The organism is Paenibacillus glycinis (genome assembly GCF_009909185.1).
Classification (GTDB): Bacteria; Bacillota; Bacilli; order Paenibacillales; family Paenibacillaceae; genus Paenibacillus_Z; species Paenibacillus_Z glycinis.
In genome coordinates this window covers 544,712-565,588 of record NZ_JAAAMV010000001.1, presented here as the reverse complement: position 1 = coordinate 565,588, position 20,877 = coordinate 544,712, and the positions used below count along the sequence as shown (strand labels likewise).

Here is a 20,877-nt window from a genome sequence, read left to right as displayed (position 1 = left end):
GAATATGGCTTCATCTGTCGAAACTAGAATGTACAAATGGGTGATCTGCCCTTGAAACTTGTAAACATTCAGGAGGTGCGCCAGTGCCGTTAACGCCATTGGACATACATAACAAGGAATTTGGCAGACGTCTTCGCGGGTACGATGAGGATGAAGTGAATGAGTTTCTCGACCTAGTCATCAAAGATTACGAAGCGTTGATTCGCGAGAACAAAGAGATTCAGAATCAGGCGCTGGCCCTGCAAGAGAGATTGAATCATTTCTCGAACATCGAAGAAACGCTCAGCAAGACGATTATCGTGGCGCAGGAAGCGGCCGACGAAGTTCGGAGCAACGCGAAGAAAGAAGCGCAGCTGATCGTCAAGGAAGCGGAGAAGAACGCGGATCGCATCATCAACGATTCGCTGAACAAATCCCGCAAGGTCGCGCTCGAAGTCGAAGAGCTCAAGAAGCAAGCCTCCATTTACCGCGCGCGTTTCCGGACGCTCGTGGAAGCGCAGCTGGAGCTGCTCGCCCAAGAAGGCTGGGAGTCGCTCGACAGCCAGCATTCGCTCGCAAGCGAGAATGTCCGCGGGTAAATAAAAAGCACGACTTTTGTTTGACAAATGTATCGAAATGGCGTATATATGGTAATAATCATTGTATACGATCATATTTCGTTGACGAGAACGAGTACGCAGTTGGAAGCTCCACAGAGAGCCGGTCTATGCTGAAAGCCGGTGTGCGGACGATTGCGGAATATCCTCTCCGAGAAGCGGCGCCGAACCTTGCGAATGTTTCGCAGGCATTAAGCTTCGCCGGATTTCCGCCGTTACCCGGAACTCGGATGGCATGTCGGCATCCGTGACGAAGTTGCCAATGGATCCGCGCACTCGTTTTTTGGTTCAAGCCAAGGAAAACGGGCGGGATGGAATTGGAACAAGGGTGGTATCGCGAGCCATGTCTCGTCCCTTTACGGGGACGGGGCTTTTTTTATTTTAGGGACATGGAAGGGGTAATCGGGCATGCAGCGCATTGACGTGAAAGAAAAGGCAAGAAGCCGCGACCTGCGGGTGTTAAACAAATGGAGAGCGGAAAACACGTTCCAGCAGTCGATCGACAACCGGGACGGCAAACCGAATTTCGTCTTCTACGAGGGACCGCCGACCGCCAACGGCGCGCCGCACATCGGGCATGTGCTGGGCCGGGTCATCAAGGATTTCATCTGCCGCTACAAGACGATGGACGGGTATCGGGTCGTCCGCAAAGCAGGCTGGGATACCCACGGCCTGCCGGTCGAACTGGGCGTGGAGAAGCAGCTCGGCATCTCAGGCAAGCAGGACATCGAGGAATACGGCGTGGAAGCGTTCATCAACAAATGCAAGAGCAGCGTATTCGAGTACGAACGGCAATGGCGCGAGCTGACGGAAGCGATCGGCTACTGGACGAACATGGACGATCCTTACATCACGCTGAACAACGATTACATCGAGAGCGTGTGGAATATTTTGTCCACCATCCATGGCAAGGGCTTGCTTTATCGCGGCCACCGGGTAAGCCCGTACTGCCCGCATTGCCAGACGACTTTGAGCTCCCATGAAGTCGCGCAAGGCTACGAGGATGTCAAGGATCTCAGCGCGACGGTCAAATTCAAGCTTGCCGGCAGCAACGAATACGTCCTGGCATGGACGACCACGCCATGGACGCTTCCCGCGAACGTCGCGCTTGCGGTCAACCCGAACCTTACCTACGCGCGCGTCCTGAAGGACGGAGACGTATACATCGTGGCCGAGGCGTTGATCGAGAGCGTCATGAAGGGCGAATACGCGGTGCAGTCCACCGTCAAAGGCGCGGAGCTGCTGAATTTGAAGTATGAACCGCCCTTCCGTTACGCGTCGATCGAGAACGGGCATTATATCATCCCGGGCGATTTCGTCAGCGACTCGAGCGGTACGGGTATCGTGCACATCGCGCCGGCGCACGGCGACGACGACTACAAGGTCGCGCGCCACAACGGCATCAGCTTCTTGAACGTGGTGGACAATGCCGGTCGTTACGTGGATGCCGTCACGGATCTCGCGGGACGCTTCGTCAAGGAATGCGACGTCGATATCGTGAAAATGCTGAGCGAACGCGGGCTGCTGTTCTCGAAAGAACGCTACGAGCACAGCTATCCGTTCTGCTGGCGCTGCAAGACGCCGCTGATCTACTACGCGACGGACAGCTGGTTCATCGAGACGACCGCGGTCAAAGACCAGCTGATCGCGAACAACAACAGCGTGGACTGGTACCCGTCCCATATCCGAGAGGGCCGTTTCGGCAAGTTCCTCGAGGATCTGGTCGACTGGAACATCAGCCGCAACCGGTATTGGGGAACGCCGCTCAACGTATGGATTTGCGACAAATGCGGCGGTCAGCATTCGCCGGGCAGCCGCAAGGATCTCGCCGCGCGTTCCGTTACGCCGATCTCGGAAGACATCGAGCTGCACAAGCCGTACGTGGACGACGTCAAGCTTCATTGCCCGCACTGCGAAGGCGGCGTCATGACGCGCACGTCCGAGGTCGTCGACGTGTGGTTCGACAGCGGCTCCATGCCATTTGCCCAATACCACCAGCCGTTCGAGAAGCAGCAGACGTTCTCGGAACAATATCCGGCCGACATCATCTGCGAAGGCATCGACCAAACCCGCGGCTGGTTCTTCAGCCTGTTGGCCGTATCCACGCTCTATGCCGGCAAGGCGCCGTATAAAGCGGTTATCTCGACCGGGCATATCCTGGACGAGAACGGACAGAAGATGTCCAAATCCAAGGGCAACGTCATCGATCCGTGGGAGATCATCAACGAATACGGCACGGATGCGTTTCGCTGGGCGCTTCTTGCGGACAGCGCGCCGTGGAACAGCAAGCGTTTCTCGCGCGGCATCGTCGGCGAAGCCAAGTCCAAGGTCATCGATACGATCGTGAACACGCACGCGTTCTTCGCGCTCTATGCGTCGATCGACGGGTATGACCCTGCGGCGCAGCCTGCCCGGGTATCCGCGAACAAGCTGGACCGCTGGATCGCGTCCCGGCTGAACAGTCTCGTGGCGAGCGTCAACAAGAGCCTCGCGAGCTACGACTTCCTGAACGCGGCGAAGGGCATCGAGGGCTTCGTCGATGAACTGAGCAACTGGTACATCCGCCGTTCCCGCGACCGTTTCTGGGGCAGCGGGCTTACGGACGACAAACTGGACGCCTACGGCACGCTTCGCTCCGTTCTGTTGACCTTGGCGCGTCTCATCGCGCCGTTCGCGCCGATGCTGGCCGACGATGTCTATTTGAATCTGGGCGGCAGCGGCAGCGTGCATCTGGCCGATTATCCGAAGGCCGACGAGTCGGCGATCGACGAGAAGCTGGAACGCGATATGGAGACGGCCAGACAGATCGTCGAATTGGCGCGCAATGTCCGCAACGAGGCCGGCATCAAGACGCGCCAGCCGCTCTCCGAGCTGATCGTGGCGCTGGACAACGAGTTCGACCTTGCGCCTTACGAGGATATCATCAAGGACGAGATCAACGTCAAAAAAATCACGATCGCGAGCGGGGACAGCGGATTCGTCGATTTCACCTTTAAGCTGAACCTGAAGGTCGCGGGCAAGAAGTACGGCAAGCACGTCGGTCCGATTCAATCGTACCTCAAGTCGATGCTGCCGGACGAAACCAGCCAAATCATGAAAGCCGGCGAACTCTCGTATACGTCGCTGGAAGGCGAAAGCTTCGTCATCGCGCTGGATGAGCTGCTCGTGGAGAAACAAGCCAAATCCGGTTTCGCGTCCGCTTCCGGGTATCAGCTGACGGTCGCGATCAACATGGATATCACGCCGGAGCTGGAGCAGGAAGGACTGGTCCGCGAAGTCATTCGCGCCGTGCAGGACACGCGCAAGAAGCTCGATCTTCCGATCGAGCGACGGATCGCGCTCAAGCTGGACGTGGACGACGAGCTGCGAGCGGCGCTGAGCGCGTTCGAGGACGTCTTGTTCGAGAACGTGCTGCTGAGCAGCGTGGATTATGGCGGCGAATCGGCCATGGAACGGGTATCGCTCGGGGATCGCGAGATTGGAATCGCGATCGCGGGGGCATAGTAACTGCATAGCAGCAACCAAACCGAACGCCCATGGCGCGGCGGCTGGCGGCTTTTGCCGCTTCGGCCTCCGCGCAGCATGGGCTTCGTTTCGTTTTGAAAGGACAGGTTCGGAATGACAGAAGACCAAGAAAACTTAACGGGCGTCCGCCAGTCGCTCCAAGCCCTCGAGAAAAGACTGGAGAAGGTGACGGCGCAGATGGAGCGCACCCAAATCGCGGATTACGTTCAACTGATGAACCGGCCCTTTTCGCTCGCCTGGCGAAATTTGCTCGGCGGCGTGTCGCGCGGAGTCGGAATCGCCTTCGGCTTTACGGTATTCGCGACGTTCATATTGTATTTCCTGCAGCTGCTCGGGGCGCTCAACCTGCCGATCATCGGCGATTTTATCGCCGATATCGTCCGAATCGTGCAGCATCAGCTGGAAGGCAAGACGTATTGACCCGATCGTTCGCAATCCCGATCCGAAAGAAGTCCGATCCCGCTATTCCTTCTCCAGCAAGTGATCGCCTTCGTCTTGCTCCAAATACTTGTCGTAGGCGTCGTTGCGGACGACATAACGGTGATTGCCGGTGATGTCGGTCGCCACGAAGCTTTCGAACGTTTCCACGTAGCCGTCCGCCTCGTCCTGTTCGATGCCGATATCGTCGTACGAAGCAACGTCGCGGTTCTCGGACATGGCCGGCGAGTCGGAATTGCCCCAGCTCTCGACGATCTGCCAGGCGTCCTCGCCGTCGAAGCCGTTGTACCCGCCTTCGTGGTCGTCCATGCTCGTGCGGCCGAACGGCGGCTGCAGGAACTCCTCCTCGATGGGGCGATGCTCGGATACTTCCTGGCGGGGCGAATGCTCCACGCAATAGAGCGTATCCGGAAGGGCCAGCAGACGGGCGGCAGGGATCGGTTGCCCGCATGTCAAGCAGTTGCCGTAGCTGCCGTCTTCCATGGCGCCGAGCGCCGCGTCGATGCGGTTCAGGTGCAGCTCTTCCTGCTCGTGAAGCGCGAGGTCTTTCCCGCGTTCGTACGTTTCGGTGGCGGCATCGGCGGGATGGTTGTCGTAGGCGGACAGATCCCCGGACTCGTCCCGGAGCGAGGCGTCCAGCCCGTAATGCTCGCGGCTGGCCAGCCGCTGCTCGGCGGCAGCCTTCTCCACGATCAGCCTGCTGCGGATATCGCGAAGCTGTGCGTTCGTCAGATTCCTCATCGGAAGTTACCCTCTTTCATGGGAAAGGATTGGCGTTGATGTCGTGCCGTTAGCTTTTGCATGAACGGCCGTTTTTAGAGGCGGTCAATCATGGATACACTGCCAAGGAGAAGCGTATTCCGGCTGGTGGAATGCGGATGGGATATGCTACAATGTGGGGGATAAGGGGGCATTCGCCGTGAAATTTTACTACTATTGGCTGGCAGTTTTTGTGCTCGTGGTCGATTATCTGAGCAAGAAATGGGTGGAACACAGCCTGGACTTGTACGAGACGAAGCACGTGATAGGCGATTTCTTTATCCTCACCTCGATTCGCAATAAAGGCGCGGCATTCAGCATCCTGCAGGAGCAGCGAATCCTGTTCATCGCGATCACGCTCGTCGTCGTCGCCGGCATTGTCTGGTATATGGCGAAGAACCGCAATTCCGGCAAAGCGCTGCTGCTTTCGGGACTGGGCCTCGTGCTTGGCGGCGCCGTAGGCAATCTGATCGACCGGGCGGTGTACGGACAAGTCGTCGATTTCCTGCAATTCACGTTCGGCAGTTACGTGTTCCCGGTATTCAACCTGGCGGATTCCGGCATTTGCGTCGGCGTCGCGTTGATTCTGCTGGATGCGCTGCTGACATCCAAGAAAGAGAACGGAGATTCAAATTCCAATGAACAAGAACGAAAAGGATCCGAAAATCACCAATTCATTCAATGACGAGCAAGAGGCGATGGTCTTCGCTGTCGAGGACCGGGACGCCGGCGAACGGCTCGACAAATACGTGACCGAGAGCATGGAAGACGGCGCGGTGTCGCGCACGCAGGTGCAGGACTGGATCAAGGGCGGAGCCGTGCTCGTGAACAACCGCGAAGCGAAGGCGAATTATAAACTAACCGTGGCCGACGTGGTCACGGTTATTGTGCCTGAGCCCGAAGAAGCGGTCATCGAAGCGCAGGATATCCCCCTCGATGTCGTCTACGAGGACAGCGACGTAATCGTCGTCAACAAGCCGAGAGGCATGGTCGTTCATCCCGCGCCCGGCCATTATTCGGGAACCGTCGTGAACGCATTGATGCATCATTGCAAGGATCTGTCCGGCATTAACGGCGTGCTGAGGCCGGGCATCGTGCATCGCATCGACAAAGACACATCGGGGCTGATCATGGCCGCGAAGAACGACTTGACCCATGCTTCGCTTGCCGCCCAATTGAAGGCCCATACCGTGACGCGCAAATACATGGCGCTCGTTCACGGCAACATGCCGCACGAGAACGGAACGGTCGACGCGCCCATCGGCCGCGACCCGCATGACCGCAAGCAGTTTACGGTCATTCACAAGGGCAGCAAGGAAGCGGTCACCCACTTTCAAGTCGTGGAGCGTTTCGGCGATTACACGCTGCTCGAGCTTCAATTGGAGACCGGAAGGACGCACCAGATTCGCGTTCATATGAAATACATCGATCATCCGCTCGCGGGCGATCCCGTATACGGGCGGAACAAAACGATCGGGCTTAAAGGGCAGGCGCTGCATGCGGCGGTGCTCGGGTTCGTCCATCCCCGTTCCGGCGAATATTTGGAGTTCCGCGCGCCGATTCCGGCGGACATGGAGCACGAGCTTACGATATTGCGGCAGCGATAGGCGATTGGTTGCATCCTCCGACGGAGAACCGCTAATGCAGCATTCGCCGGCTCATTAAGGCGCAGGTCGGGAAATGCACGCCTCGGTCACCATATCCAGGCACGAAATAATGCAAACTTTTCGCTAAATCCTTTATGTGGTCGGCCGCTTCCGTTACGCTATGATTATGATAAACTATAAACTTGGAATCGAAGGGTGAGATAAACGCCAATGACGCAAATCAATCACAACTATACGCAGCTTCAAGGCAGCTACCTGTTCTCCGAAATCGCGAAACGCCGCACGAAATTCACGCAGGAGAACCCGAATGCCCAAATCATCAGCCTCGGCATCGGTGACGTCACGCGCGGTTTGCCCGACGCCATCACGAAAGCGATGCACGACGCCGTGGACGAGCTGGCGAATCCGTCGACGTTCCGCGGTTACGGCCCGGAGCAAGGCTACGACTTTCTGATCAACGCGATCATCGAGAACGATTATAAAGCGCGCGGCATCGACATCGCGACGAACGAAGTCTTCGTCAGCGACGGTTCGAAGTGCGACGTCGGCAACATCCAAGAGATCTTCAGCCAAAACGCGGTCGTGGCGGTGCAAGATCCGGTGTACCCCGTATACGTCGACACGAACGTCATGGCCGGGCGCTCCGGCAAATTCAACAAGGAAACGAACCAATACGAGAATATCGTGTATTTGAAATGCGACGCATCCAACGACTTTACGCCGAGCCTTCCCGATCGCAAAGTGGATCTGATCTACCTCTGCTACCCGAACAATCCGACCGGCATGACGCTGACGAAGGATGAATTGAAGCGTTGGGTCGATTTCGCGAAAGCGAACAACTGCATCATTCTGTACGATTCCGCGTACGAAGCGTTCATTCAAGAAGCCGACGTACCGCGCTCGATCTACGAGATCGAAGGCGCGAAGGAAGTCGCGATCGAATTCCGCAGCTTCTCCAAGACGGCAGGCTTCACGGGCGTTCGCTGCGCGTACACCGTGGTTCCCCGCGAGCTGAAAGCCAAAGACGAAGACGGCAACGTGATTCTCGTCAACGACCTGTGGAACCGCCGCCACACCACGAAGTTCAACGGCGTATCCTACGTGACGCAGCGTGGCGCAGCGGCGATCTACACGCCGGAAGGCAAAGCGCAAATCGCGTCCATCATCGATTACTACATGACGAACGCCGGCATCATTCGCGACGGCTTGGCCTCGCTCGGACTTGAAGTGTTCGGCGGCGTGAACGCGCCGTACATCTGGCTCAAAACGCCGAACGGCCTCGATTCCTGGGCCTTCTTCGACAAATTGCTGTCCGAGGCGAATATTGTCGGTACGCCCGGCGTCGGCTTCGGCCAAGCGGGCCAAGGCTATTTCCGCTTAACGGCGTTCGGCAGCCGCGAGAATACCGAAAAAGCGGTCGAGCGGATCACGAAATTGAGCCTTTAGTCAAAAGTCGATTGACATGAATTGTCGAATGTGACATAATTCTTTTGATAAACAGCAGTACCTTTAACTCAGTCCAGAGAGGCTGGCAAGGTAACGTGAATCGTTTTATCAATCGAACGACAGGGGGACAACCCTACCACTGGCGCATCTTCGCGCAAGTGGGCTTTGTCCAACTTCCCGGATTGATACCGCAAAACGACGAAACTCCTTGCGCACGCCGCAAGGAGTTTTTTTGTGGCCATGGAACTTCGCAATCATGCAAGGAGGCGCTTGATACGAATGGATGAGCAGCATCGCGTCATTATGGACGAAACGGCGATTCGGCGCGCGCTCACGCGGATTGCCCACGAGATCGTCGAGAAGAACAAGGGCATCGACAACTGCGTGATCGTCGGCATTCGCACCCGGGGCATCTACTTGGCCCAGCGCATCGCCGAGCAGATCCGCGAGATCGAAGGTTTGCCCGTCGAGGTGCAGGAACTCGACATTACGCAATACCGCGATGACCGGGAAGAAGGAAGCGCGATCCGACCGGCGGCAGGCTCTTCCGTGAACGTGAAGAACAAACGGGTCATCCTGTTCGACGACGTGCTGTATACGGGACGGACGATCCGGGCGGCGATGGACGCGCTGATGGATCTGGGACGGCCGCAGATGATTCAGCTCGCGGTGTTGGTCGACCGGGGCCATAGAGAGTTGCCGATCCGGCCCGATTACGTCGGGAAGAACGTGCCCACGTCGAAACAAGAGCAAATCGAGGTTTCTCTGCAGGAAGTCGACGAGAACGATCAAGTGACGATTATCCATTGAGGGGGAGCCGCGCGATATGATAACCGCAACATTGACGAATCGGCGAAGCTTGCTTGGGCTGAAGGAGCTCGGCATGGACGAGATCGCCTCGATCTTGGACCGCGCCGCGTATTGGGAAGCTAGCTCGAATAAGCTCGAGCCGGCGCTGCAAGGCAAGTTCATCGCGAATATGTTTTTCGAGAACAGCACGAGAACCCGCTTTTCCTTCGAAGTCGCGGAGAAGCGGCTGGGCGCGGAAGTGCTGAACTTCGCGGCCGCCGTGTCGAGCGTGCAGAAGGGCGAATCGATCTACGATACGGTCCGCACGCTGGAATCGATGGGCATCGACGCCGGCGTCATCCGGCTGAAGCCGAACGGCGTGCTCGCCGACCTGGCGACCAAGATCAAGGTGCCGCTCATTAACGCCGGCGACGGCAACAACGAGCATCCTACGCAGGCGCTGCTCGATCTCTATACGATGCGCAAGCAATTCGGCGAGCTGCGAGGATTGACGGTCTCCATCATCGGGGACATCCTGCACAGCCGCGTCGCGCGCTCGAATCTGTACGCCTTGCAGAAATTCGGCGCGAACGTGCAATTTTGCGCGCCGGCGAGCATGGCCGCGCCCGAGCTGGGCGCGCCGCTCGTGACGATGGAAGAAGCGCTGAAGGCGGATGTCGTCATGCTGCTGCGGGTGCAGCTGGAGCGCCATGAAGCGGGCATGATGGGAACGGCCGAGGCTTACCGCGAGCAATACGGGTTGACGACGGAGCGGGCTTCGCGCATCGCGCCGCATGCGATCATCATGCATCCGGCGCCGATCAACCGGAACGTCGAGATCGACGATGAACTGGTGGAGCATCCCCAATCGCGGATTTTCACGCAAATGCAGAACGGCGTACCGATTCGGATGGCCGTCATCGAACGGGCACTGAACTAACGAGCGAAAGGGGTCAACGATAGAATGGCAGCATGGATCTTGAACGGGTTGGTCTGGAACGAAGAAACCGGAGAAACGGAATTGAAGCATATTCGCATCGCGGACGGCATCATCGCGGAGATCGCGGACGCTTCCTCGGGCCGACCGGACACGAACGGCTTTGAAACGATCGACGCGAACGGCAAGCTGGTATCCGCGGGATTCATCGACATGCACGTGCATCTGCGCGAACCGGGCTTTGAATACAAAGAGGACATCGCGAGCGGCACGCGCTCGGCGGCGGCGGGCGGATTCACCACGATCGCCTGCATGCCGAACACGCGCCCGGTGACGGATACGGCCGATACGGTCCGCTATATCCTCGATAAAGCTGCCGATGCAGGCATCGTCAAGGTGCTCCCGTACGCGGCGATCACGAAGAACGAGCTGGGACGCGAGCTGACGGATTTCGCTTCCTTGAAAGAGGCGGGCGCGATCGGCTTCACGGACGACGGCGTCGGCGTGCAGAACGCCCAGATGATGAAGGACGCCATGAAGCTGGCGGCTTCCATGGCCATGCCGGTCATCGCGCACTGCGAGGACGACTCGCTGGTCGTCGGCGCGGCGGTCACGGAAGGCAAATTCGCCGCGGAGAACGGCTTGAAGGGCATTCCGAACGAGTCCGAAGCCATCCACGTCGGCCGGGATATCCTGCTGGCGGAAGCGACGGGCGTGCACTATCACGTCTGCCACGTGAGCACGGAGCAATCGGTGCGCCTCATCCGGCATGCGAAGCAGTTCGGCATCAACGTCACCGCCGAGGTGTGCCCGCATCACTTGATCCTCTCGGACGAAGACATTCCGGGCATGGACGCGAATTGGAAAATGAACCCGCCCCTCCGCACCCCGCGCGACGTGCAGGCCGTCATCGAAGGACTGGAAGACGGCACGCTCGACATCATCGTGACGGATCACGCGCCGCACAGCGCGGAGGAGAAGGCCCGCGGCATGCAGCTTGCGCCGTTCGGCATCGTCGGCTTCGAGACGGCCTTCCCGCTCCTGTACACCCGCTTCGTCCGCACCGGCAAATGGACGCTCGGCTTCCTGCTCGGACGGATGACCTCGGACCCGGCCCGCGTGTTCGGCCTGGCGAGCGGCCGTTTGAAAGCAGGCGCTCCTGCGGATATTACGATCGTGGATCTTGAGCATGAACGTGAAGTCGATCCGGCCTCGTTCGCTTCCAAGGGCAAGAATACGCCATTCGGCGGCTGGAAGCTGTACGGCTGGCCGGCGGCGACCATCGTGAACGGCAAGATCGTCTGGACGGAACAATAAGAGAGCAGCACGCAACTTGAGAACAGGAGTGATACGGATGCAAGCAAGATTGTTATTGGAAGACGGCACGCTGTTTACGGGTCTCGGCTTTGGCGCCGAAGGACAGTCCAGCGGCGAGGTCGTATTTAATACAGGGATTACGGGGTACCAAGAGGTGCTGTCGGATCCGTCCTACTGCGGTCAAATCGTGACCATGACCTATCCCCTCGTCGGCAACTACGGCATCACGCGCGATGATTTCGAGACGGTCGCGCCGTTCATCCACGGCTTCGTCGTGCGCCGCCACGAGCCGATCCCGAGCAACTGGAGAGCGCAATACACGCTGGACGGCTTGCTGAAGGAACACGGCATTATCGGCATCAGCGATATCGATACCCGGATGCTGACGCGCATCCTGCGCCACCACGGCACGATGAAAGGCATCCTGACGACCGGCGCGGAACGCGTGGAAGAGCTGCAGGAGCGCTTGTCCGCGACGCCGCTGATGCGCGACCAAGTGGCGCGTACGTCGACCAAAAGCATCTTCACGAGCCCCGGCGACCGCGAGCGCATCGTGCTCGTCGACTACGGCGCGAAGAGCGGCATCCTGCGCGAGCTGACGAAGCGCGGCTGCGACGTCGTCGTCGTGCCGCAGGACACGACGGCGGAGCAAATCCGCAAGCTCAACCCGGACGGCATCCAGCTGTCCAACGGCCCCGGCGACCCGAAAGACGTGCCGCATGCCGTGAAGATGATCCAAGAGCTCCTCGGCGAATATCCGATCTTCGGCATTTGCCTCGGCCACCAACTGTTCGCGCTCGCTTGCGGCGCGGACACGTCAAAGCTGAAATTCGGCCACCGCGGCGGCAATCATCCCGTCAAAGAGTTGGCGACGAACCGCTGCTACATCACTTCGCAGAATCACGGCTACACGGTGCTTGAAGAATCCGTGGCGGGCACGAAGCTCGAGGTTACGCACATCAACAACAACGACCGCACGATCGAGGGCTTGAAGCATACGGAATTACCTGCTTTCTCCGTGCAGTACCATCCGGAAGCGGCGCCCGGTCCGCTGGATAGCAGTTACCTGTTCGATCAGTTCCTGGAGATGATCCGCACCACGAAACAAAACAACCCGCAAAAACCGCGTCAAGCGCAATTGGCGGCATCATTGAGAGGAGAACTGCAATATGCCCAGAAATAACAAGCTGAAAAAGATTCTCGTGATCGGCTCCGGCCCGATCGTCATCGGTCAAGCGGCCGAGTTCGACTACGCCGGCACGCAGGCTTGCCAAGCGCTGAAGGAAGAAGGCTACGAGGTCGTGCTGATCAACAGCAACCCGGCCACGATCATGACCGACACGAACATGGCGGACAAAGTATACATCGAGCCGATTACGCTGGATTTCGTCACCCAAATCATTCGCCAGGAGCGTCCGGACGGCTTGCTGCCTACCCTCGGCGGACAAACCGGCCTCAACATGGCGGTCGAACTGGCGCGCGCGGGCGTGCTGGAGCGCGAGAACGTGCAGCTACTCGGCACGCAGCTGACGGCGATCGAGAAAGCGGAGGACCGGGACTTGTTCCGCGATCTGATGCGCGAGCTGGAACAACCTGTACCGGAGAGCGTCATCGTGACGACCATCGAAGACGCGGTGGATTTCTCGAATGAGATCGGCTATCCGATCATCGTCCGTCCGGCTTACACGCTAGGCGGCACCGGCGGCGGGATCTGCGCGAACGAGACCGAGCTGCGCGAGATCGTCGCGTCGGGCATCCGGTACAGCCCGATCAGCCAATGCCTGATCGAGAAATCGATCGCGGGCATGAAGGAAGTCGAATACGAAGTCATGCGCGACGCGAACGATAACTGCATCGTCGTGTGCAACATGGAGAACTTCGATCCCGTCGGCGTACATACCGGCGATTCCATCGTCGTGGCGCCGAGCCAGACGCTGTCCGACCGCGAGTACCAGATGCTCCGCTCGGCCTCGCTCAAGATCATCCGCGCGCTGAACATCGAAGGCGGCTGCAACGTGCAATTCGCGCTCGACCCGTTCAGCTTCCAATACTACGTCATCGAGGTCAACCCGCGGGTAAGCCGTTCGTCCGCGCTGGCTTCCAAGGCGACGGGCTATCCGATCGCCAAGATGGCCGCCAAGATCGCCGTCGGCTATACGCTCGACGAGATCGTCAACCCGGTAACGGGCCAAACCTACGCCATGTTCGAGCCGACGCTGGATTACATCGTGTCCAAGATCCCGCGCTGGCCGTTCGATAAATTCATCAACGCGAACCGCAAGCTCGGCACGCAAATGAAAGCGACCGGCGAAGTCATGGCCATCGGCCGGACGTTCGAGGAGTCGATTCACAAAGCGGTCCGCTCGCTCGAGATCGGCGCGCACCGCATTCACTTGAAGGACGCGTCCGAATTGGACGAGGACACGCTGCGCCTGCGCCTGCAGAAGCCGGACGACGAGCGGATGTTCCTCGTGGCGGAAGCGTTCCGCCGCGGCTACCAGCTGCAGGACATCCAAGACCTGACGAATATCGATTGGTGGTTCCTCGATAAGATCGAAGGCATCGTCGCCTTCGAAGCCGAGCTTCGCGGCGCTTCCGTCTTGTCGAAAGAACTGCTGTACCAAGCGAAGCGCAAAGGCTTCTCGGACCGTTCCATCGCGGAGATCCGCCGCGAAGGCAACCAATCGACGTACACGAACGAGTTCGATATCCGCGCCTACCGCGCGGAGCTGGAGTTGAAACCGGTCTACAAGATGGTCGATACGTGCGCCGCCGAATTCGAAGCGACGACGCCGTACTACTACTCGACCTACGAGGTAGAGAACGAAGTGACGGAGTCCGACAAACAGAAGGTGCTCGTGCTCGGTTCCGGCCCGATCCGGATCGGCCAAGGCATCGAGTTCGACTACTCCACGGTGCATGCCGTATGGGCGATTCAGAAGGCCGGCTACGAAGCGGTCATCATCAATAACAACCCGGAGACCGTATCGACGGACTTCAGCACGTCCGACCGCCTGTACTTCGAGCCGCTGTTCTTCGAGGACGTCATGAACGTCATCGAGCAGGAGAAGCCGATCGGCGTCATCGTGCAGTTCGGCGGCCAGACGGCGATCAACCTCGCGGCGCCGCTGACGAAAGCCGGCGTGCGCATCCTGGGCTCGAGCCTGGAGAGCATCGACACGGCGGAGGATCGCAAGAAATTCGAAGCGCTGCTTCGCGAGTTGAACGTGATGCAGCCGCAAGGCTCGACGGTAACGTCCGTGGACGAAGCGGTCGCCGTCGCCCAAGGCCTCGGCTATCCGGTGCTGGTGCGCCCGTCGTACGTCCTCGGCGGCCGCGCCATGGAGATCGTCTACTCCGACGAGGAGCTGTTGACCTACATGGTGCAAGCGGTCAAGATCAATCCGGAGCATCCGGTTCTGATCGACCGTTACATGCTGGGCAAGGAAGCCGAAGTCGACGCGATCTGCGACGGCGATACGGTGCTCATCCCGGGCATCATGGAGCATGTCGAGCGCGCGGGCGTTCACTCCGGCGACTCCATCGCGGTGTACCCGCCGCAGTCGATCTCGCGCGAGCTGCAGCAGAAAATGGTCGACATCACGATCAAGATCGCGCGCGGCTTGAACGTCATCGGCCTGGTCAACATCCAATTCGTCATCTTCCAGGACGAAGTGTACGTCATCGAGGTCAATCCGCGCTCGTCGCGCACGGTGCCGTTCCTGAGCAAAGTGACGAACATCCCGATGGCCAACCTGGCCACGCAAGCGATTCTCGGCACGAAGCTGGCGGATCTCGGCTACGTCGAGGGCTTGTGGCCGGAAGACGAGTTCGTGTCCGTGAAAGTACCGGTCTTCTCCTTCGCGAAGCTGCGCCGCGTCGATCCGACGCTGACGCCGGAGATGAAATCGACGGGCGAGGTCATGGGGCGCGATCAACAGTACGCGAAAGCTCTGTACAAGGGCCTCGTGGGCGCGGGGATGCGCATCCCGCCGACGGGCTCCATCATCGCGACGGTGGCCGACAAGGACAAACCGGAGGCGATCGAGATTTTGCGCGGCTTCTACGAGCTGGGCTACAACATCATCGCGACGGGCGGCACGGCAACGGCGTTGGAAGAAGCGGGCCTGCGCGTGAAAACCGTGAACAAACTGAGCGAGGGCTCGCCGAACATCCTGGATCTGATCCGCGACGGACAAGCGCACTTCGTCGTCAACACGTTGACGAAAGGCAAGACGCCGGAACGCGACGGTTTCCGCATTCGCCGCGAAGCGGTCGAGAACGGCGTCGTCTGCATGACCTCGCTCGATACGGTTCGGGCGCTGCTCAACATGCTGCAAACGATCAATTTCTCCTCGCGTCCGATGCCGGTACTCGCGCAGAAATAATCGCAAGCGAACAAACGAATGGCCGTTATCCGGCCGCGAAAGCCTGCCCCCAAGCAGGCTTTCGCCATGCATAAACCGACAAAGACGAAGGGACTGGAGCAGATGAAGCGAAGCTGGGAAGAAGCGGCGGGACGCGTCATGGTCGCGCTCGATTATCCGAATGCCGCCGCGGCGGAAGCGCTGGTGCGAAGCCTGGAGGGCATTCCGTGTTTCATGAAGGTCGGCATGCAGCTGTTCTACGCGGCGGGGCCGGGCTTCGTCGCGGATCTGAAGGCGCGCGGCTACAAGGTGTTCCTGGACCTGAAAATGCACGACATCCCGAACACGGTCAAAGGCGGGGCGAACAGCATCGCCAAGCTCGGCGTCGACGTGTTCAACGTGCACGCGGCCGGCGGATCGGCCATGATGCGGGCGGCGATGGAAGGCGTCGAGCAGGCGTTGAGCGGAAATGCCGGTCTGCGGCGGCCGCTCGTTATTGCCGTGACGCAGCTGACCAGCACGAGCCAAACGGTACTGAACGACGAGATCGGCATCGGCGGTTCCGTCGCGGACGCGGTCGTGCGCTACGCCAAGCTGGCGCAGGAAGCGGGCCTGGGCGGCGTCGTCGCCTCCCCGCAGGAGGTGCAGCTGATCAAATCGGCCTGCGGCGCATCGTTTCAAACGATCACGCCGGGCATTCGCCCGGCCGGAGCGGACATCGGCGACCAGTCCCGCATCATGACGCCCCGCCAAGCACTGGAGCAAGGAACGGATTATATGGTCATCGGACGTCCGATTACGGGGGCGCCCGATCCGAGACAAGCTTTGGAATCCATAATCGAGGAGCTGGTATAGATGACATCATCCACGCTGGAACAATTGCCAACCGAAATCGCCAAGGGCTTGCTGCAGATCAACGCGGTCGCCCTTCGCCCGAACGAGCCGTTCACCTGGACCTCCGGCATGAAATCGCCGATTTATTGCGATAACCGCCTGACGATGTCCTATCCGGCGATTCGCGACCTGATCGCGGAAGGCTTCGCGACGATCATCCGCGCGCAATACCCGGACTGCCAAGCGGTCGCCGGCATCGCGACGGGCGGCATTCCGCATGCGGCTTGGGTCGCGCAAAAGCTGAACCTGCCGATGCTGTACGTGCGGGACAAAGCGAAGGGCCACGGCAAAACGAATCAGATCGAAGGCCATTTCGAGCCGGGCCAAAAGATCGTGCTGATCGAGGATCTGATCTCGACCGGCGGCAGCTCGCTGAAAGCGGCGGTCGCGGTACGCGAAGCCGGCTGCGAGGTGCAGGGCGTCGTGGCGATCTTCACGTATCAATTCCCGCAGGCGACCGAGGCATTCGCAAAAGAGGGCATCCCGCTCGCGACGCTTTCGAATTACTCGGCGCTCATCGACGTTGCCGTCGAGAACGGCATCGTGCAATCGAGCGACGTCGAGCTGCTGCAATCGTGGCGCGAGAATCCGCAAGCTTTCGGGGTTTAATCGCACCCTCGAAGATGAGCGGCAGATGAACGACGGTGAACAGGATTCCGGGCATGCGCCCGGGTCCTGTTTTTTTGCGTGCGCCGGACAAGTTGTTTCGCTTTTCCGTCAATCGGTTATATGTAGCTAACCTGCCTCATACACTGGATTATTGCCAAATAGATGAAGAGAATGCGAGGAAGCGACTATGAATGCGATGTATCAACGATTGATGGATTCGACGGAAGACTTGCTGTACCGGGTGCGCATATACGATCGGAACTTGGAGAAATGCGACGAGATTCTGCAAATGGACGAGGCGTACAGCCGGATGCGGCAGGCCTTCGATGCGATAGATGCCCGGAACCACGGCGCGCTCGAGCGGATCGCCGCGCGGCTGCAGCAGATGCGGACAAGGCTGATCACGATGATGGAGGATTTGCTGCACACGGCATGAATGGGGTCCGGAGCGGAAAAAATGACCTGCGGCCGGTTCGGGTCTCCGCTCGCTGTTGTAGACAGATTTTCTCATTGCATAAATGATTAGAGGTGGAATTCTGTCTACAAAGGCGACCACTGCGTTGCTCCAATTCCGAACCGCCCTCCGGTCATTTTTTCCCGGACTTTCTTCGTGCCGCCTGCAGCGGTTGGGAGAAGGACAAGAAGACAAAAAACCTCTTGCCAGCCCGCAAATGCGATGGTAATATGTTACATTAAATGGAAGGGTTTCTAGGGATCCGCTTCAAGGCGAACCGAGCGAAGCCAGGCAGAGGACGATACGTCTTGCCACACCGTAGGGATAAAAGACCTTCGGCAAGTTCCACCCAGCATGACTGGGCGGCGCTTGTCGGAGGTCTTTTTTGCTTTATCGGGAAGAAGCGCCGAAATACGCAAAGGGGGCGGGGCAGGTGGTCGCATTGCAGACGCAGGCATTGCGGAAGGTATTCACGGTCAAACGCAAGGACGCCGGCTTGGCGGGCAGCTTCCGGTCGCTGCTGAAGCCGAGCTGGGAGGAGAAGGTGGCAGTGCGGAGCATCGATCTGACGGTGCAGCGGGGCGAGATGGTCGCGTTCCTCGGGCCGAACGGCGCGGGCAAATCGACGACGATCAAGATGCTGACCGGCATCCTGCATCCCTCGTCAGGCGAAGCGAAGGTGCTCGGCTGCACGCCTTGGCGGGAGCGGGAGAAGCTGGCTTTCCGCATCGGGGCGGTGTTCGGACAGAAGTCGCAGCTGTGGTATCACCTGCCGCCGATCGACACGTTCGACCTGATCAGCCGGATTTACGAGCTGGACCGCGCGGACTATCATGCCCGCCGGGACGATTTGATCGAGCGCTTCGAGCTTGGACCTTATCTGCATACGCCCGTGCGGAAGCTGTCGCTCGGCGAGCGGATGCGCTGCGAGATCGCCGTGTCGTTCCTGCACCGTCCGCAGCTGCTCTTCCTCGACGAACCGACGATCGGGCTGGACGTCGTCGTCAAGCAGCGCATCCGGGAGCTGATCCGCGAGGTGAACCGGGACGAGGGAACGACCGTCTTCCTGACCTCGCATGATGCGGGCGACATGGAAGAGCTTTGTTCGCGGGCGGTCGTCATTCATCACGGCGGGATCCTGCTGGATGCGCCCGTCGACCGGCTGAAGCGGGAGGTGCTGAACCGCAAGATCATCTCGCTGACGCTGGCGGCCGGCTATGATGCTTCCATGCTGCCGCCGCTTCCCGGCACTGAGGTGATCGCGGGCGAAGGGCGCCGGCTGAAGCTGGGCGTCGATCTCGCGGTCACCGATATCGAAGCCGTGCTCGGCACGGTCATCGGCACGTACCGGCTCGACGACGTGACCGTCGAGGACCCGCCGATGGAGGAAATCATCGCGCATATTTACGGAACGGGAGGCTAGCGGACCATGGGCAGCCGAGTCTTCGGGGATAGGTTGGAGCTTCTGTCGGCAAGGAGCAAGAAAGCGGGGGCCGTCGCCCGGATTACGATGAAGCAGCAGATGGCCTACAAAACGGATTTCATCATGCGCGCAAGCTTCATGCTGATGATCCTGTATGTGTTCGTCCAGCTCTGGTCCGCCGCTTACGACGGCGACGCCGGACGCGTCATCAACGGCTTTACGCTGAAGCAGATCATCTGGTACCTCGTGTTCACGGAAGCGATCACGATGGGCGTGCCCGCGCTTTGCGGGCTGATCGAGAACGAGGTGAAGAACGGCGACATCGCGATCCGCCTCATTCGGCCGCTCTCTTATATCGGTTATCATTATGCCGCGTACCTGTCGGAGGCGGTCTTCCGGTTCTACATTCATCTGGCGGTCGGCGGGGCCATCGCCTGGCTGTGCGTCGGACCGCCGACGTTCGGACTGGGGTGGGCCGGCTTGTTCTCGCTGACGCTCGGCGCGCTCACGATCGCGTTTCTGCTGAATATGATCGTGGCGCTATGCGCCTTGTGGGTCGAGGAGACGAGGGGCATGGAATTCGTGCTGCACAAGCTGCAGTTCACCGTCGGCGGCATGCTGCTGCCGCTCGATCTGATGCCGGAGCCGCTGCAGCGGGTATGCGCCTGGTTGCCGTTTCAGGCGATGCTGTACTTTCCCGCGCGAACGGCGGTCAATTTCGGCGCCGCCCCGCTGCTGCAGCAATTCGTCATTCAGGCGGCGTGGATCGCGGTGCTCGCGGCAGCCGTCATGCTCATGTACAGGAGAGGAGTGTCGAAGCTGCATGTCAACGGAGGATAATGAACAGGCCGGTGGGTTGCGATCCGTCTCTCGCACCGGACGATTGCGGGGAACGCTGGCGTTTCTGATCACCTGCTGGAAGGTGAATCTCGCTTCGGCGATGGAGTATCGGGCGAGCTTCTTCATGATGGCGGGCATGATGTTCATCAATAACTTCATGTGGCTGTTCTTCTGGAGCCTGTTCTTCGGGAAGTTCCAGGTCGTCAACGGCTGGGAGATGGGCGACGTGATGATGATGTGGGCCGTCGGCGCGGGCGGCTTCGGCTGGGCCAATATGCTGTTCGGCAACTTCAACCGCATCGCGCCGATCGTCGCCGCCGGGCAATTGGACGTCTATCTGTCGCAGCCGAAGCCGGTGCTGCTTCACGTATTGGCCAGCCGCATGTCGCTGACGGCGGCGGGGGATTTCTTCTTCGGGCTGGTCGTCTACGCTTGGGTCGGCAATCATTCGCTCGCGGGCTTGCTGCAGTTCCTCCTCGGCCTGCTGCTCAGCGGCCTGCTGTTCATGGGCATTACGATTCTGGCCGGGTGCCTCGCCTTCTTCATCGGTAACGCGGAAGGGCTGGCGCAGCAGGTATTCAACAGCTTCGTCGCGCTGTCGACGTACCCGTCCGATATATTCAAAGGGCTGGCAAGGACGCTGCTCTTCACGCTGCTGCCCGCGGGCTTCATCAGCTTCCTGCCGATCGGCCTGCTGCGCGATTTCGATCCGGCTTTCGTCTGGAAAGCGGTCGCGGCGACGCTCGCGTTCGGCGCGCTGGCCGTCCTTGCGTTCAGGCTGGGACTGAAGCGATACGCATCCGGCAACGCCATCACGCTTAGAGGCTGAGGCGGATTCGCGCCGGCGGCCGGGAGATGTCATGCGCCGCTCGCCGC

18 protein-coding genes and 1 other annotated feature are annotated in these 20,877 nt (G+C 59.5%); of the genes, 17 read left to right on the top strand and 1 reads right to left on the bottom strand.

Features of this window, described 5'->3' with window-relative positions; translation table 11 throughout:
- Positions 1–83 precede the first annotated feature (83 nt).
- From GT019_RS02715 to GT019_RS02705, 3 genes are all read left to right on the top strand, one after another.
- A complete protein-coding gene (locus GT019_RS02715) occupies positions 84–578 on the top strand; it encodes a DivIVA domain-containing protein (RefSeq protein ID WP_161740905.1) in 495 nt (164 codons plus the stop codon).
- Positions 579–650: 72 nt separating this feature from the next.
- Positions 651–955 (top strand) — a binding site (T-box leader).
- A gap of 49 nt (positions 956–1,004) precedes the next feature.
- Positions 1,005–4,100 carry an isoleucine--tRNA ligase gene (ileS, locus tag GT019_RS02710; protein WP_161740903.1) on the top strand — a complete coding sequence of 1,032 codons (3,096 nt, stop codon included), beginning with the start codon at positions 1,005–1,007 and terminating at the stop codon, positions 4,098–4,100.
- Between the two features lie 114 nt (positions 4,101–4,214).
- A complete protein-coding gene (locus tag GT019_RS02705) occupies positions 4,215–4,541 on the top strand; it encodes a DUF5665 domain-containing protein (RefSeq protein WP_161740901.1) in 327 nt (108 codons plus the stop codon).
- A gap of 42 nt (positions 4,542–4,583) precedes the next feature.
- Here GT019_RS02705 and GT019_RS02700 read toward each other — a convergent pair whose 3' ends face one another.
- Entirely contained in the window at positions 4,584–5,300 is a 717-nt protein-coding gene (locus tag GT019_RS02700; RefSeq protein ID WP_161740899.1) for a TraR/DksA C4-type zinc finger protein, read from the bottom strand.
- A 199-nt stretch (positions 5,301–5,499) separates the two neighbouring features.
- Between GT019_RS02700 and lspA the strand changes: the two genes are divergently transcribed.
- The 14 genes from lspA (at position 5,500) to GT019_RS02630 (ending at position 20,830) form a co-directional block, all read left to right on the top strand.
- On the top strand, positions 5,500–6,003 hold the full coding sequence (lspA, locus tag GT019_RS02695; RefSeq protein WP_201755224.1) for a signal peptidase II: 504 nt from the start codon (positions 5,500–5,502) through the stop codon (positions 6,001–6,003).
- A complete protein-coding gene (locus tag GT019_RS02690; protein WP_161740895.1) occupies positions 5,957–6,925 on the top strand; it encodes an RluA family pseudouridine synthase in 969 nt (322 codons plus the stop codon). Before lspA ends, GT019_RS02690 begins: the two co-directional genes overlap by 47 nt.
- Before the next feature lie 210 nt (positions 6,926–7,135).
- Positions 7,136–8,371, top strand: a complete 1,236-nt coding sequence (locus GT019_RS02685; RefSeq protein ID WP_161740893.1) for an LL-diaminopimelate aminotransferase — start codon at positions 7,136–7,138, stop codon at positions 8,369–8,371.
- Positions 8,372–8,650: 279 nt separating this feature from the next.
- Positions 8,651–9,181, top strand: coding sequence for a bifunctional pyr operon transcriptional regulator/uracil phosphoribosyltransferase PyrR (pyrR, locus tag GT019_RS02680; protein ID WP_161740891.1), 531 nt, complete (start codon positions 8,651–8,653; stop codon positions 9,179–9,181).
- 16 nt (positions 9,182–9,197) lie between these two features.
- Positions 9,198–10,100, top strand: a complete 903-nt coding sequence (locus GT019_RS02675; protein WP_161740889.1) for an aspartate carbamoyltransferase catalytic subunit — start codon at positions 9,198–9,200, stop codon at positions 10,098–10,100.
- 24 nt (positions 10,101–10,124) lie between these two features.
- Positions 10,125–11,414: a dihydroorotase gene (locus GT019_RS02670; RefSeq protein WP_161740887.1), complete on the top strand. Its 1,290-nt coding sequence runs from the start codon at positions 10,125–10,127 to the stop codon at positions 11,412–11,414.
- A 37-nt stretch (positions 11,415–11,451) separates the two neighbouring features.
- Positions 11,452–12,597: a glutamine-hydrolyzing carbamoyl-phosphate synthase small subunit gene (carA, locus tag GT019_RS02665; protein WP_161740886.1), complete on the top strand. Its 1,146-nt coding sequence runs from the start codon at positions 11,452–11,454 to the stop codon at positions 12,595–12,597.
- Positions 12,584–15,802 (top strand): carbamoyl-phosphate synthase large subunit, encoded by a 3,219-nt coding sequence (gene carB, locus GT019_RS02660; RefSeq protein ID WP_161740884.1) that lies wholly within the window; start codon positions 12,584–12,586, stop codon positions 15,800–15,802. Before carA ends, carB begins: the two co-directional genes overlap by 14 nt.
- Positions 15,803–15,868: 66 nt before the next feature.
- Positions 15,869–16,636: an orotidine-5'-phosphate decarboxylase gene (pyrF, locus tag GT019_RS02655; protein ID WP_407945057.1), complete on the top strand. Its 768-nt coding sequence runs from the start codon at positions 15,869–15,871 to the stop codon at positions 16,634–16,636.
- On the top strand, positions 16,637–17,284 hold the full coding sequence (gene pyrE, locus GT019_RS02650) for an orotate phosphoribosyltransferase (RefSeq protein ID WP_161740882.1): 648 nt from the start codon (positions 16,637–16,639) through the stop codon (positions 17,282–17,284).
- Positions 17,285–17,480: 196 nt separating this feature from the next.
- Entirely contained in the window at positions 17,481–17,720 is a 240-nt protein-coding gene (locus GT019_RS02645) for a hypothetical protein (RefSeq protein WP_161740880.1), read from the top strand.
- Between the two features lie 451 nt (positions 17,721–18,171).
- On the top strand, positions 18,172–19,161 hold the full coding sequence (locus tag GT019_RS02640) for an ABC transporter ATP-binding protein (protein WP_161740878.1): 990 nt from the start codon (positions 18,172–18,174) through the stop codon (positions 19,159–19,161).
- Positions 19,162–19,167: 6 nt separating this feature from the next.
- Entirely contained in the window at positions 19,168–20,001 is an 834-nt protein-coding gene (locus tag GT019_RS02635) for an ABC transporter permease (protein WP_161740876.1), read from the top strand.
- Entirely contained in the window at positions 19,985–20,830 is an 846-nt protein-coding gene (locus tag GT019_RS02630) for an ABC transporter permease (RefSeq protein WP_161740874.1), read from the top strand. The genes GT019_RS02635 and GT019_RS02630 overlap by 17 nt, the downstream gene beginning before the upstream one ends.
- Positions 20,831–20,877: the final 47 nt, after the last annotated feature.

Bases quoted from the DNA above. Each gene is read 5' to 3' on its own strand.
- pyrF (WP_407945057.1), top strand. From the start codon at position 15,869: ATGCATAAACCGACAAAGACGAAGGGACTGGAGCAGATGAAGCGAAGC.
- GT019_RS02700 (WP_161740899.1), bottom strand. From the start codon at position 5,300: ATGAGGAATCTGACGAACGCACAGCTTCGCGATATCCGCAGCAGGCTG.
- ileS (WP_161740903.1), top strand. From the start codon at position 1,005: ATGCAGCGCATTGACGTGAAAGAAAAGGCAAGAAGCCGCGACCTGCGG.
- GT019_RS02630 (WP_161740874.1), top strand. From the start codon at position 19,985: ATGTCAACGGAGGATAATGAACAGGCCGGTGGGTTGCGATCCGTCTCT.
- GT019_RS02670 (WP_161740887.1), top strand. From the start codon at position 10,125: ATGGCAGCATGGATCTTGAACGGGTTGGTCTGGAACGAAGAAACCGGA.
- GT019_RS02645 (WP_161740880.1), top strand. From the start codon at position 17,481: ATGTATCAACGATTGATGGATTCGACGGAAGACTTGCTGTACCGGGTG.
- pyrR (WP_161740891.1), top strand. From the start codon at position 8,651: ATGGATGAGCAGCATCGCGTCATTATGGACGAAACGGCGATTCGGCGC.
- carB (WP_161740884.1), top strand. From the start codon at position 12,584: ATGCCCAGAAATAACAAGCTGAAAAAGATTCTCGTGATCGGCTCCGGC.
- carA (WP_161740886.1), top strand. From the start codon at position 11,452: ATGCAAGCAAGATTGTTATTGGAAGACGGCACGCTGTTTACGGGTCTC.
- GT019_RS02705 (WP_161740901.1), top strand. From the start codon at position 4,215: ATGACAGAAGACCAAGAAAACTTAACGGGCGTCCGCCAGTCGCTCCAA.
- GT019_RS02690 (WP_161740895.1), top strand. From the start codon at position 5,957: ATGAACAAGAACGAAAAGGATCCGAAAATCACCAATTCATTCAATGAC.
- GT019_RS02685 (WP_161740893.1), top strand. From the start codon at position 7,136: ATGACGCAAATCAATCACAACTATACGCAGCTTCAAGGCAGCTACCTG.
- pyrE (WP_161740882.1), top strand. From the start codon at position 16,637: ATGACATCATCCACGCTGGAACAATTGCCAACCGAAATCGCCAAGGGC.
- GT019_RS02675 (WP_161740889.1), top strand. From the start codon at position 9,198: ATGATAACCGCAACATTGACGAATCGGCGAAGCTTGCTTGGGCTGAAG.
- GT019_RS02635 (WP_161740876.1), top strand. From the start codon at position 19,168: ATGGGCAGCCGAGTCTTCGGGGATAGGTTGGAGCTTCTGTCGGCAAGG.